The sequence below is a fragment of the Parabacteroides leei genome, assembly GCF_023369805.1.
Classification (GTDB): Bacteria; Bacteroidota; Bacteroidia; order Bacteroidales; family Tannerellaceae; genus Parabacteroides; species Parabacteroides leei.
In genome coordinates this window covers 131,550-145,002 of the sequence record NZ_JAMBQG010000004.1, presented here as the reverse complement: position 1 = coordinate 145,002, position 13,453 = coordinate 131,550, and the positions used below count along the sequence as shown (strand labels likewise).

Below are 13,453 nucleotides of genomic sequence, written 5' to 3'. Positions count from 1 at the left end.
TTACATTTATTTCTATTTCTTCAATTCAAACCCTAACATCATTCCATCGTACTCACTGGCCAATTTATTAACCATTTTCAACGTAGAGTTATCGGATATAGAGGATATTTTAGTTAGAAAATCAAGCAACTTATCTGCATTGAACAATAACGATAACTCATCGCCGGAGATAACGACATGAGCTGTCAAAGTGGTCACTTTCAGTTTTCCACCCAAAGCATATTTCAGTTCAACCGTCTTCTCATCCGGATTAACAGAGAAAGTACCTTTCAAGGTTTTCTTCTTCAATGCATTCGTAAATGTGCTGTCACTATTGAATACATAATTGAACATACCCTCAACGATACCAACCTTAGCACAATATGTTTTCAGCTTCTTTTCCAGTTCACCGGCAGCTACACTTCCGGCAACATTCTTCAAGGCGTTATCTCCTTCCAGCTGAACAGCCGGATTCGTATACGTCCAGGTTCCCGCCAGATTATCAACGGTCAGTTTCTTACCTCCCGTCACGGAAGTCACTGCATCTTTTACTGTAGACGAGTTCAACAGGTCTTTCAACGATTGTCCGTAAACCTGACCGGATACAGACAGCAGGCTGCATACTGCAACCATTATAATCCACACTTTTTTCATATCTCTAGTTTTACTCTTTTTTAAAACATACAAAGATACAAATATTATCCCTACATTTGTTTCTTGCTTTTATTTACATAGGGGAAGATCTTAAACTTAATAACATAAGTCTTATGAGAAATCTAATTAAACGCACTTTCATCATGCTTATTTGCTCATTAGCGTATCTGAACGGACAAGCGGCAATCGACCCGTCAGTTGTGCAATCTACAATCAAGGCGCTGACAGCCAAAGACAACAGCAACAAATCCGGTATTGAAAAAGGTGTCACACAAGTAGCCCGTCTCTGGCAACAGGCAGATGGAGACAACGCGGCCTTCCAAACCTTCTGCGAAGCAAACTACATCGCCAATCCGGACGAGAAGTATCAGGTATTCCTCAAGATCAGTGACTACCTGGAAGGTATCAACGGACATTTCAACGAAATGTCTTTACGCCTGCAAAAAAGCCTGCATCTGGATAATGGCCCGCTGCTTCCTATCGACGAGAAGTTCGGTTCCTACAGTCCGTCGACTCACCTCAGCGACGATTTATATAACAACAAGATCGCTTTCATCATTGCCCTTAACTTTCCTCATCTTACACTGGAAGAAAAAGAGGCACTCGGTCCCGACCGTAAAGCCTGGGCCTATGCCCGCATGGGTGACTTGTTCACCGAACGTATCCCGGCTTCTCTGAAACAAGTAGTAGCCAATGCCGGAAGTGATGCCGACATTTATATTTCCCAGTACAATATTTATATGGGACATGTACAAAACAAAAAGGATCAGTTCTTGTTTCCTAAAGACATGATATTGCTATCGCACTGGAATCTGCGCGATGAGATCAAGGCTAACTATAATAAAGGAAAAGAGGGGCTGGATAAACAACGTACCGTTTATGAGGTAATGAAACGGATCGTATCACAGGAGATTCCGGTCGAAGTGATTAACTCGGGTGCCTGCGAATGGAACCCGTATCGTAACACGATCAGTCAGGACAATAAAGAAGTTAAAGCAACTCCTGAGTCGACTGTCCGTTATCAGAAAATGCTGAACAACTTCAAAGCAATGCAGGGTATCGATAAATATACCGGCGATACTTTTATCGACCGAAATTTCAACGACAACATGGAAGTTTCCCTTCAGGACGTTGAAAAGTTATTCGACGAATTTCTGTCTGCCCCTGAACTAAAAGAGGTCGGCAAAATGATTTCCAAACGGCTCGGACGAAAACTGGAAGCCTATGATATCTGGTACGACGGTTTCAAAGCACGCAGTAACCTCGACGAAACAAAACTGGATGCACAAACCCAAGCCCTTTATCCGGATGCTGCCACACTGGATAAGAAACTGCCGGATATCCTGATGAAACTTGGCTTCAGTGCCGAACGTGCCAATTATCTGGCCGACAAGATCATCGTAGATGCAGCTCGTGGTTCAGGACATGCTTGGGGAGCAGCTATGAAAGGGCAGCAATCACACCTGCGTACCCGTATTCCGGCAACCGGAATGAATTACAAAGGATACAACATAGCTATCCATGAATTCGGCCATAATGTGGAACAAACACTATCACTTTATGACGTAGATTATTATATGTTGAGCGGTGTTCCGAACACAGCCTTTACCGAAGCACTGGCCTTTGTATTCCAGAAACGTGACCTTGAAATATTAGGCATTACCGATCCGAATCCGGATAAAAAAGCGATGGATATCCTGGATAAGATATGGAGCATGTACGAAATATGTGGTGTTTCCATGTTGGATATTTCCGTTTGGAAATGGATGTATGCCCACCCGGAAGCAACTGTCGAGCAACTGAAGGAGGCAACAATCGGATTATCGAAAGAAATATGGAATAAATATTATGCACCGGTATTCGGTGTAAAAGATGAAACAGTATTGGCTGTTTATTCGCATATGATCAGTTATCCGCTGTATTTGTCGGCCTATGCCTTCGGACAGATCATCGAATTCCAACTCGACCAGTATCTGGAAGGCAAGGATTTTGCCAACGAAGTCGAACGTATCTTCCGCCAGGGACGCCTTACACCGAACCAATGGATGATACTGGCAACCGGAAGTCCGCTCACAGTCGAACCCATGCTGGAAGCAGTAAGAGAAGTTATCAAGTAAATAAGATAAAATGATATTGTCAAATCACGCCACAACTGTAAATGAAAACGACGGATTGCCGTTACCCAAGCGTTACTGGGCCATCTTAGCCACAGCTTTAGGAGTAGGAATGTCGGTGATAGACGGAACCATTGCCAACGTTGCATTACCGACCATAGCACGCGACCTGGGAACATCACCGTCCGTAACGATCTGGGTAGTCAATGCCTATCAGCTGGCCATCACCATTTCGCTTCTCTCTTTCTCTTCATTGGGAGACATTTACGGTTATCGGAGGATTTACTTATCAGGAATCTTGCTGTTCAGCATCACATCTGCTATCTGCGCTTTGGCCGATTCGTTCTGGATGTTGACTGCTGCACGTATATTACAGGGATTCGGAGCTGCTGCCATCACCAGCGTGAATACGGCGCTGCTCCGGATCATTTATCCAAAACGTTTTCTAGGTCGTGGGATGGGTATTAATGCACTGGTTGTCGCAGTATCCATCGCCGCAGGACCAACTATAGCCTCTATCATTTTATCACTAGGTTCCTGGCACTGGCTCTTTGCAATCAATATCCCGATCGGGATCGCAGCTTTAGTGATCGGGATGATGCACTTACCCGCAAATCCGGTAAAGGTAACTGGCAGGCTCTTCGATAAAATCAGTTGTGTAATGAACGCTTTTACCTTCGGATTGTTGATTTTCTCACTTGAAGGTATTGCTCATAAAGAAAACCTTTCACTGATCATAGGAGGGATCATTGCTTTATGCGTGACCGGATATTTCTTTGTCCGCCGCCAGTTGAAACAGCAATTTCCATTACTTCCCGTCGACCTGATGCGTATCCCGATCTTCTCCATGTCGATCGGCACATCTATCTGTTCCTTCACCGGACAAATGCTAGCGATGATCTCCCTTCCTTTTTTCCTGCAAGGTTCGTTGGGACGTAGCGATGTAACAACCGGATTACTTCTGACACCCTGGCCACTGGGCACTATGATCATGGCTCCCCTTGCGGGACGCCTGGTTGAACGTATCCATGCAGGTATATTGGGAGGAATCGGCATGACCATATTTGCAACAGGGCTCTTCCTTTTAGCCATTCTCCCCTCTGATCCAACAAATATGGATATTGTATGGCGTCTGTTCATCTGTGGTGCAGGATTCGGCTTATTCCAGACACCCAACAACAGTACTATTATCTCTTCTGCTCCATCCAACCGAAGTGGCGGAGCAAGCGGGATGTTGGGAACGGCACGCTTACTGGGACAAACATTGGGAGCGACATTAGTTGCCATGATATTCAACTTAATCCCGACCAATAGTTCGCAAGCGTGTCTATATTTAGCTACCGGTTTTGCTGTTGTTGCCGCAGTAGTCAGCTGCCTGAGAATTTCACAACCACGCCCATTGAAAGGATTCAAATAAAAAAGCCACCCTGCAAATGCAGAGTGACTTCCTATATTTAATCTGTAACCTGAATTAAAGTTTGTTGTCAGAACCCAAAACGTTAAGAATTTTGTGTTTGTACAATTTTTCCATATTATCACGAGCCGGGCCCAGATATTTACGAGGATCGAATTCAGCTGGTTTTTCAGCGAAAGTCTTACGGATTGCAGCAGTCATAGCCAGACGAGAGTCTGAGTCGATGTTGATCTTGCAAACAGCAGACTTAGCAGCCTTACGCAATTCTTCTTCAGGAATACCGATAGCAGCTTTCAAAGCACCACCGTATTTGTTGATTGTTTCAACTTCTTCTTCAGGAACAGAAGAAGAACCGTGAAGTACGATGGGGAATCCCGGAAGTTTTTCCATTACAGCGTCCAATACTTCGAATGCCAATGGAGGGGGAACCATCTTGCCAGTCTTCGGATCGATATGGCACTGTTCCGGAGTAAATTTGTAAGCACCGTGAGAAGTACCGATTGAGATAGCCAAAGAATCGCAACCTGTGCGAGTAGCGAAATCGATTACTTCTTCAGGGTCAGTATATGTGTGATGGTCAGAAGAAACTTCATCTTCAACACCAGCCAATACACCTAGTTCACCTTCAACTGTTACATCGAACTGGTGAGCGTAGTCAACAACTTTCTTTGTCAAAGCTACGTTTTCTTCGTAAGGCAGGTGAGAACCGTCAATCATTACAGAAGAGAAACCTGAATCGATACAGCTCTTGCAAGTTTCAAAAGTATCACCATGATCCAGGTGAAGAACGATCTGCGGATTAGCACAACCTAATTCCTTTGCATATTCAACTGCACCCTGAGCCATGTAACGCAACAGAGTCGCATTAGCATACTGACGAGCACCTTTAGATACCTGCAGGATAACCGGAGATTTTGTTTCAACAGCAGCCTTGATGATAGCCTGCATCTGTTCCATGTTATTGAAGTTGAAAGCCGGAATTGCATATCCGCCTTTGATGGCTTTAGCAAACATTTCTTTAGTGTTTACCAAACCTAAGTCTTTGTAATTTACCATTGTTGTATATGTTATTACGTTAATGATTGAAAATCTTGTACAAAGATAAAAACTATCCAAATATATTATGCTATTAAGCATATAAAATAACACAAAAGTCAAGGTTTCGGAAAAAATAGTCAGAATTTCTTTGTTTGTTTAGAGCAAATCCATACCTTTGCAAGCCAATTTACCGGTTACCAAACTAATAAGAGTATAAATTAAATTAGATAAAGAAGCAATGAAAAAAGGAATCCATCCTGAAAACTATCGTCCTGTAGTATTCAAGGACATGTCAAACGATGATGTATTTATCACTCGTTCAACTATTAATGCAAAAGAAACAATCGAAATCGACGGTGTTGAATACCCACTGGTAAAGGTCGAAATCTCTAACACTTCACACCCGTTCTACACTGGTAAGTCTAAACTGGTGGATACTGCTGGACGTGTTGATAAGTTCATGAGCCGTTACGGTAACCGTAATAAGAAATAATCATTTCCTGCAAGGAAATGAAAAAAGGTTGCGATTTAGTTCGCAGCCTTTTTTTATGCTCTCCCCATTTTCGGAATTAGAAAGAGGGGAAATTAAAAATATTCCTATATTTGTAGCTTGTTAAAAGCTATATTAATCGAATAAAATACCATGGCAAAAACAAAAGAAGAATTACTGAACATTCTCGACCAGTTCACACTGGCAGAAAAAGTAGTTTCCGCTGAACCTTTCGGAAACGGACACATTAACGATACGCTGAAAGTAACGAACGAAAAAGGTGAAATCAAATACGTATTACAACGTATCAACCATCTGATCTTTACAAATGTAGATATGTTACAGAACAATATCAACACTGTAACGACACATATCCGTAAGAAACTGGAAGCCAAAGGCGAAAGCGATATCGACCGTAAAGTACTGACTTTCCTTCCGACAAAAGAGGGCAAACCTTATTACTTCGACGGCGACAGTTACTGGCGTGTATGCCTGTTCATCCCGAACAGCAAAAGCTACGAAGAAGTAACTCCCGAACTGTCTTATGAAGCAGGAAAAGCTTTCGGTGATTTCCAATCCATGCTGTCAGACCTGCCGGAAGGATCACTGGGTGAAACAATTCCTAACTTCCATAATATGGAATTCCGCCTGCAACAATTCCACGATGCAGTTAAGGCTAATGCTGCCGGACGTCTGGAAGAAGTGAAAGACCTGATCGAAGAAGTAGAAAAACGTGCGGATGCCATGTGTATCCAGGAACGTTTATATCGTGAAGGCAAACTTCAGAAACGTACAAACCATTGCGATACAAAGGTGAACAACATGATGTTCGATGCCGACACAGACAAAGTGCTCTGTGTGATCGACCTCGATACCGTTATGCCGGGATTCGTTTTGTCGGATATCGGTGACTTTATCCGTACAGGAGCAAACACCGGTGCAGAAGACGATGAAAACCTGGACAACGTAAATGTGAACATGGATATCTTCAAAGCATATACCCGTGGTTATATGGAAACAGCCAAGGCATTCCTTTCTCCGCTTGAAATCAGCCTGCTTCCTTATGGCGGTCGTCTATTGACTTATATGCAGACCGTACGCTTCCTGACAGACTATATCAACGGCGATACTTATTATAAGATCCATAGCCCGAAACATAACCTGATCCGTACTAAAGCTCAGTTCAAACTGCTGCAAAGCCTGGAAGAACACGCAGAAGAGATGGACAGTTTTATGAAAGAATGGCTGTAAAATAGTAGCAAACCAGAATTTATAAGATCCCAAAAGTATATCATCTTACTTTTGGGATTTTTTTGTTCCTTCCCCTCCAATCGTAAGATAGTCCATCTATTAGATATTATTATCTATTTAATCTCTCTTCGTAAACACTTTTCTTTGCAAAATAAAGACAACTGTATATCTAACTTACACAAATAAAGTACTTATGAAAAAGAGTTTCTTGATTTTACTCTCCTTTTTGACCCTTATAGCCTGCCGTCAGGCAGATAATAAACAATCCCTGCAAGGTGAATGGCGCTTTGCCCTCGACCGGAACGACCGTGGACTGGCAGAGCAATGGTACACCCGGTCATTGACCGACACGATCCATCTGCCCGGTTCGCTTCAGGAGCAGGGATACGGCGATGAGGTCGGGATTGAAACACCCTGGACCGGACAGATCGTCGACAAGTCATGGTATGATTCCCCTTTATATGAGAAATTCCGCCAGCCGGGAAATATCAAAGTACCTTTCTGGCTGAATCCGGACAAACATTATGTAGGAGTCGCTTGGTACCAGAAGGAGATCGACATACCTGCCTCATGGAGTGGTAATCCGGTACAACTCGAACTGGAACGCACGCATTGGGAAACGACACTTTTTCTGGACGGTGTCGAAATGGGGAAACACGAATCATTGTCTACTCCCTATCGCTATACGTTCAAAGAGTTGGCACCCGGTAAACATACGCTGACCCTTCGCGTAGACAACCGGGTCAATATTGAAGTCGGCGTGAATGCACATAGCGTTTCCGACCATACACAGTCGAACTGGAACGGTGTAATCGGAACGATCAGCCTGACAGCCAAACCGTCCCTTTATATAGACGACATACAGATATACCCGAACATCACCGATAAAACGATTAAGGTAGCCGTATCATTGGATGGCACAACCGAAACAAACGATGCCACCCTCCTTCTTCAGATAGAGAAAAAAGACGGCGGTGTGGTTGGCAAACCTCATAAAGTCACCATCAACCCCGAAGCCGGGATGAAGCAGGAAGTCACTCTATCTATGGGAGAAGATGCCCTGCTCTGGTCGGAGCACAATCCGAACCTCTACACACTGTGTGCTGTCGTAGAGAGTGACGGAAAGAAAGAGGAGCAATACCGTACTTTCGGTCTCCGCGAGTTCAAGGCAAACGGTACACGTTTCGAAGTAAACGGCCATCCGGTATTCCTCCGGGGAACTCTGGAATGCTGTATATTCCCGCTGACCGGATATCCCGCCATGGATCGTGCTTACTGGACAAAAATATATAATCAGTGCAAAGCATACGGTCTGAACCATGTCCGTTTCCACTCCTGGTGTCCTCCCGAAGCAGCCTTCGCCGTTGCCGACAGTATGGGATTCTATCTGCAGGTCGAATGTGCAGGTTGGGCAACCGTAGGAAACGGTGGTTACTCCGACCAGTGGTTCCGCGAAGAAAGCGACCGCATCCTGAAAGAATACGGCAACCATCCTTCTTTCTGCTTGATGGCCTATGGAAACGAACCGGGTGGAGCGAACCAAGCCGAATACCTGTCCGGTTTGATCGACTACTGGAAATCGAAAGACCTTCGCCATGTCTATACCACCGCCGGTGGATGGCCTTATGTGGACAATGCAGACTACTGGGACCCAATGGATCCGCGTATCCAGCGATGGGGAGAAGGTTTGCGCAGTGTAATCAACGCACAACCTCCCCGTACCGATTATGACTTCGCCGATATCATCCGAAAAAATATGCCGACCGTCAGCCATGAGATCGGACAATGGTGTGTATATCCGAACTTAAAGGAAATAGATAAATACACCGGCATCCTGAAAGCTAAAAACTTCGAGATATTCCGAGAAACATTGAAAGATCATCACATGGACGACCTTGCCGATGCATTTCTTTATGCTTCCGGCCGGTTACAAACGCTTTGTTACAAAGCCGATATAGAAGCAGCGTTACGTACTCCGGGCTTTGCCGGTTTCCAGTTACTCGACCTGCATGATTTTCCGGGGCAGGGGACAGCGCTTGTAGGCGTTCTCGATCCGTTCTGGGATGAAAAAGGATATGTAACAGGTGATGAATACAGCACATTCTGTAACAAGACAGTTCCGCTTATCCGTTTCCCCAAAATGGTCTGGTTGAATAATGAGACATTAAGTGTCCCGGTCGAAATAGCCCATTTCGGAGAAAAACCTTTACAGGCAGCCAATATCAACTGGCAGATCAGCGACCGGGCCGGTACTAAACTGGCACAAGGCTGTTTCACGAAAGACCTTCCGGTAACCAACTGTATCCCGGCAGGTGAAATCGAATATGCCCTCTCCGGTATCGGTGAACCATCGCAACTGCTCGTCAGCGTGGAAGTGAAAGAGACAAACAGTAAGAACCAATGGAATATCTGGGTATACCCCGCCAAACAGGAAGCCGTAGAGCAACAGCCCTATATAACCTCTACACTCGACAACCAGACGATGGAACGCCTCGACAAAGGAGAAAATGTGCTGCTCCTGTTAGCTCCCGGAAGTATCCTGCCGGAAAAAGGCGGAGATATCCGTGTCGGTTTCTCTTCCATCTTCTGGAATACAGCCTGGACGAACAAGCAACCTCCCCATACGCTGGGAATCCTCTGCAATCCGGCACACCCGGCACTGGCAGCCTTCCCTACCGAAGGATACAGCGATTATCAGTGGTGGGATCTGGTAAGCAATTGCAATGCAATGGTATTGGATGACTTCCCGGCAGATTACCGTCCGATAGTGCAACTGGTAGATGACTGGTTCACGAACCGGAAACTGGGAATCCTGCTGGAAGGCAAAATAGGTAACGGAAAACTGATGGTATGCAGTGCAGACCTTCAAAAAGACCTGGATAAACGTCCGGCAGCACGCCAGTTCCGACAGAGTATCCTGCAATATATGGCATCCGACCGTTTCAATCCGTCTGCTTCGTTAGACCCGGCATTAGTAAAGGCCCTATATCAAAAATAAAAGGTTAACATATTAAATAAACAAACATGAAACACCTCTCTTTAATCGGTAGAATCGTTTTGCTTTTTACATTCGCGTTCGTCTTTCAGGCCGGTGCACAGAATGTAAACCTGAAAACCCGTTCAACCCAAATCGGGATCGACAACAATGGCTACTTTTCTTCTATCCAGATAGAAGGAAAAGATATTTTACACACAGGAAAGTACCCGCTCGTAACGGCCTGTATAGATAACAAACTGGTGACCCCGACAAAATTGACTTCCAGTGGCAATCAACTTAAACTGACCATGTCCGATGGGGGGACTATCTCCCTGAAACATAAGGAAAGCGAAGTCTGCATTACGTTGGAAGTAGCCAATATCCCGGAAAAATATGAAGTATTGCTATTCGGTCCATTAGCCGTTAATATCAATGAAATGGTCGGCGATGTGGTCGGTGTCGCTCAGGGCAACGGCGTTGCTTTCGGCATACAGGCGCTGAACATCAAGACAAATGCAGGAATACCGGAAGAGTACGGCCAGTTGGTTACACAAACTTATGGTTACACCGGAAAAGCTGCCGAATTATCCGTTGCCAGCATCCCTGATTACAAACTGGCGGCTGCCGATATCTCCGATGGTACAGTATTCCATTTCTCCGCCCGCAGAAGAAATAAACAGGAATACCGTCAGGTACAAGGACTGAATAACTCACTGGTTCTCCCGGTCGAAGGAGCAGACGGTCTGATCAAAGGGGCTAAAATAGCTTTCTTCGGAAGTAAAAATACAGAAGCTCTTGCCCGTATCGGAGAAATCGAACTGGAGCAAGGTTTGCCACATCCTTTGTTCGACGGCGAATGGGGCAAAACCGCCCGTGCTGCCATGAAGTCTTATCTGATCTCCGACTTCTCGGAAAATAATTTTGACATGATCCTCGATAAAGCTAAGATTGCCGGATTCAAATATGTATACCATAGCGGTCCGTTCCTAGACTGGGGACATTTCAACTGGGATCCTAAATTCACGAAAAGCGGTGATGAGGGTGTCAGGAAAATGGTAGACAAGGCAAAGGCTGAAGGCATTGCCGTCGGCGTACATACGCTCAGCAACTTTATGACAACCAACGATGCGTATGTCACTCCTGTCCCTACCGAACACCTGCTGAAGCAAGGCGTTTTATCACTCACTGCCGACCTGGACAAAGACCAGACAGAAATCACAATCAAAAAGTCTAGCCTGTTCGATAGACCCATGACACTGAACGCCATGCAGATCGACCAGGAGCTGATTACTTACGGAAACACGGAGGATAAAGGAGAAACTCTTCTGCTGAAAAACTGTAAAAGAGGCGCATACGGTACGACAGCTACTGCTCATTCACAAAAGACCCCGCTTTACAAATTATGGGATTATCCGTATAAAACCCTGTTCCCCGACCTGGTCCTGCAAGATAAATTCTCCGACCGCTTGGCTGAGATTATGAATAAAACAGGACTTTGCCAGATCTCTTTCGACGGTCTGGAAGGATGCTCTTACACCGGACAAGACGAATATGCAAACAACCGCTTTGTCTATCGCTGGTACAATCAACTGAATCATAACGTATTGAACGACGCCAGCCGCCTCAGCCATAACTTATGGCATATCCATACCCGCATGAACTGGGGCGAGCCTTGGGGAGAAGCGATGCGTACAGGGCAGGTAGAGAACCGTATCAAGAACCAGGCATTCTTCAAACGTAATCTTTTTCCGCGTATGTTGGGATGGTTCCTGATCCGCCTGGCAGACCGTAACTTCGAATGTTCTTCCCTGGAGGACCTGGAGTGGGCATTATCCGAATCAGCCGGTTTTGATGCCGGCTATGCCATGACGATCAACAGTAACACATTACGCCGTCACGGACAGATCGATAAATTACTGGAAACTATCAAAAACTGGGACAAGCTACGCGAGGCAGAAGCTTTCACTGAAGAACAAAAAACTCTACTGAGAGATCCGCTGACTGAATGGCATCTGGAAAAAGTAAGTGAAGAAAACTACAACCTTTATCCGCTCCATATCTCCAAACATTATCGTTGTAACCTGGCAGAAATGCAACCGGGACAACCAGGCGGAGCAGACTGGTCATGGGAAAGTCCTTACGAAAGTATGTATGCAATCCGTTTGAAAGTAGATGGAGACGGCACGATCAAAGATCCGTCATTCACAACCCCTAAAGGAGTAATAAAGTTCCCTTGCGAGATCTCCGACCGCCAGTACCTGCTTTATACTTTTGATGGTAAAGCGGTAGTGACCGATAAGAATTACAATGTGATCAGCGAAGTGCAACCTCAAGGTAAAGCCCTGCTTCCTGCCGGTTCATCGGCTGTCGCTTTTTCTTGCGAACAGACCAGCGAAGACGCACCGGAAGTAATTATTCGTTACATCACCAAAGGGACACCGGAAGGAATCAGACTCAACAAATAAAAACAAGACGGATTATCAGGCCAAAAGCCAGTAAGTCATAGTGCTGTTGCATCTCAAAGTGCCAGCACTATAGTCCTACTATGGCTGGCACTATAGTGCTGATGGTTGCGTCACTATAGTGCTAAAGCCGTTTGACTAAATGCCACGTCAGGTCATCTATGATTCTCGGATTTCAGTGCATTGAATTGTCTTAAGCGGTATTCTCTCGGGGAACAACGGACCATCTTCGAAAACAGGCGGGAAAACTGGGAAAGGTTACTGATCCCTACTTTTTCCGCTATTTCAATGATAGACATATGAGAAGTAAGCAATAGAGTCTGCGCCCGTTCAATCCGTTTCATCTGAATATACTCACAAGGAGGCATACCTATTATCCGTTTGAATACCTTAGAGAAGTGGTCGGAAGTAATACACATCAGATCAGCCAGCATCGAAACAGAAATACGTCGGTCCAGATGTTTATTTATATATTGTATCGCCACATCCAGCTTCTCATACAAACTGTTCGCCTCCGGAAAAAGCAGACACTCTTCTGTTATAAAACGGGAAAAAAGTTGCAGCAGAATACCGCTACTTTCTACCAGGTTGGAAAATGTCGAAACAGATATCTCCTCCTCCTTGGTATAAATATTCCGGTCATTATCATAATGTTTAGGATCTGACGTCGGTAACGATTTATAAGGATTTAGAGCCAGAAAACGCTCCATCAAAGAATAATCCATTGGAGTAGCTTCCACCTGCAAATTCATTTTCATCGGATTACTGATGCCCTTCCCTCCTTTCGTTTCGTCAAAGAAACAGATATAATAATGCTCCATAAAATCATCGCATTCATAACTATGAAAAGCAAACTTAGGTATCAGGAACAGTTGGCCGGGTAACAGTTCATATCCTTTCTGATTGATATAAACTTTACCTTTTCCTTTGGTTATCAAATAAAGCCGGTAAAAAGGGCTGATGACATCCTGATAATTCCACCAGGTTTCCACCCGGGAATGATCGGCATAAAGCAAAGGCAGCGACAAGTCATACGGAGAATAAGAGACAAGCATATCAGATGTTTATTAGTTA

The 13,453-nt window shown here is 44.8% G+C and carries 9 protein-coding genes; 6 read left to right on the top strand and 3 right to left on the bottom strand.

Annotated elements, in window-relative coordinates:
- Nucleotides 1–12: 12 nt before the first annotated feature.
- Nucleotides 13–633: a DUF4923 family protein gene (locus M1P97_RS08150; RefSeq protein ID WP_195374165.1), complete on the bottom strand. Its 621-nt coding sequence runs from the start codon at nt 631–633 to the stop codon at nt 13–15.
- Nucleotides 634–776: 143 nt separating this feature from the next.
- Between M1P97_RS08150 and M1P97_RS08145 the strand changes: the two genes are divergently transcribed.
- Nucleotides 777–2,750, top strand: coding sequence for a hypothetical protein (locus M1P97_RS08145; protein ID WP_394803888.1), 1,974 nt, complete (start codon nt 777–779; stop codon nt 2,748–2,750).
- 10 nt (nt 2,751–2,760) lie between these two features.
- Complete coding sequence (locus tag M1P97_RS08140) at nt 2,761–4,164, top strand: MFS transporter (protein WP_249388782.1); 1,404 nt, start codon at nt 2,761–2,763, stop codon at nt 4,162–4,164.
- Between the two features lie 54 nt (nt 4,165–4,218).
- Here M1P97_RS08140 and M1P97_RS08135 read toward each other — a convergent pair whose 3' ends face one another.
- Entirely contained in the window at nt 4,219–5,217 is a 999-nt protein-coding gene (locus M1P97_RS08135; protein ID WP_195371947.1) for a class II fructose-bisphosphate aldolase, read from the bottom strand.
- A 220-nt stretch (nt 5,218–5,437) separates the two neighbouring features.
- Between M1P97_RS08135 and M1P97_RS08130 the strand changes: the two genes are divergently transcribed.
- From M1P97_RS08130 to M1P97_RS08115, 4 genes are all read left to right on the top strand, one after another.
- Nucleotides 5,438–5,692 carry a type B 50S ribosomal protein L31 gene (locus M1P97_RS08130; RefSeq protein ID WP_028726229.1) on the top strand — a complete coding sequence of 85 codons (255 nt, stop codon included), beginning with the start codon at nt 5,438–5,440 and terminating at the stop codon, nt 5,690–5,692.
- A gap of 150 nt (nt 5,693–5,842) precedes the next feature.
- Nucleotides 5,843–6,940, top strand: coding sequence for a phosphotransferase enzyme family protein (locus M1P97_RS08125; protein ID WP_195371946.1), 1,098 nt, complete (start codon nt 5,843–5,845; stop codon nt 6,938–6,940).
- 193 nt (nt 6,941–7,133) lie between these two features.
- The gene (locus M1P97_RS08120) at nt 7,134–9,938 is read left to right on the top strand and encodes a sugar-binding domain-containing protein (RefSeq protein WP_195371945.1); all 2,805 of its coding nucleotides are present in this window, start codon (nt 7,134–7,136) and stop codon (nt 9,936–9,938) included.
- Between the two features lie 26 nt (nt 9,939–9,964).
- Nucleotides 9,965–12,382, top strand: a complete 2,418-nt coding sequence (locus M1P97_RS08115) for a hypothetical protein (RefSeq protein WP_195371944.1) — start codon at nt 9,965–9,967, stop codon at nt 12,380–12,382.
- A 152-nt stretch (nt 12,383–12,534) separates the two neighbouring features.
- On the opposite strand, the gene M1P97_RS08110 is transcribed toward M1P97_RS08115, so the two are convergent.
- Complete coding sequence (locus M1P97_RS08110; RefSeq protein ID WP_249388781.1) at nt 12,535–13,434, bottom strand: AraC family transcriptional regulator; 900 nt, start codon at nt 13,432–13,434, stop codon at nt 12,535–12,537.
- Between the last annotated feature and the right edge of the window lie 19 nt (nt 13,435–13,453).

Excerpts from the sequence above, each read along its gene's own strand:
- M1P97_RS08150 (WP_195374165.1), bottom strand. The coding sequence starts at position 633 with ATGAAAAAAGTGTGGATTATAATGGTTGCAGTATGCAGCCTGCTGTCT.
- M1P97_RS08145 (WP_394803888.1), top strand. The coding sequence starts at position 777 with ATGCTTATTTGCTCATTAGCGTATCTGAACGGACAAGCGGCAATCGAC.
- M1P97_RS08140 (WP_249388782.1), top strand. The coding sequence starts at position 2,761 with ATGATATTGTCAAATCACGCCACAACTGTAAATGAAAACGACGGATTG.
- M1P97_RS08135 (WP_195371947.1), bottom strand. The coding sequence starts at position 5,217 with ATGGTAAATTACAAAGACTTAGGTTTGGTAAACACTAAAGAAATGTTT.
- M1P97_RS08130 (WP_028726229.1), top strand. The coding sequence starts at position 5,438 with ATGAAAAAAGGAATCCATCCTGAAAACTATCGTCCTGTAGTATTCAAG.
- M1P97_RS08125 (WP_195371946.1), top strand. The coding sequence starts at position 5,843 with ATGGCAAAAACAAAAGAAGAATTACTGAACATTCTCGACCAGTTCACA.
- M1P97_RS08120 (WP_195371945.1), top strand. The coding sequence starts at position 7,134 with ATGAAAAAGAGTTTCTTGATTTTACTCTCCTTTTTGACCCTTATAGCC.
- M1P97_RS08115 (WP_195371944.1), top strand. The coding sequence starts at position 9,965 with ATGAAACACCTCTCTTTAATCGGTAGAATCGTTTTGCTTTTTACATTC.
- M1P97_RS08110 (WP_249388781.1), bottom strand. The coding sequence starts at position 13,434 with ATGCTTGTCTCTTATTCTCCGTATGACTTGTCGCTGCCTTTGCTTTAT.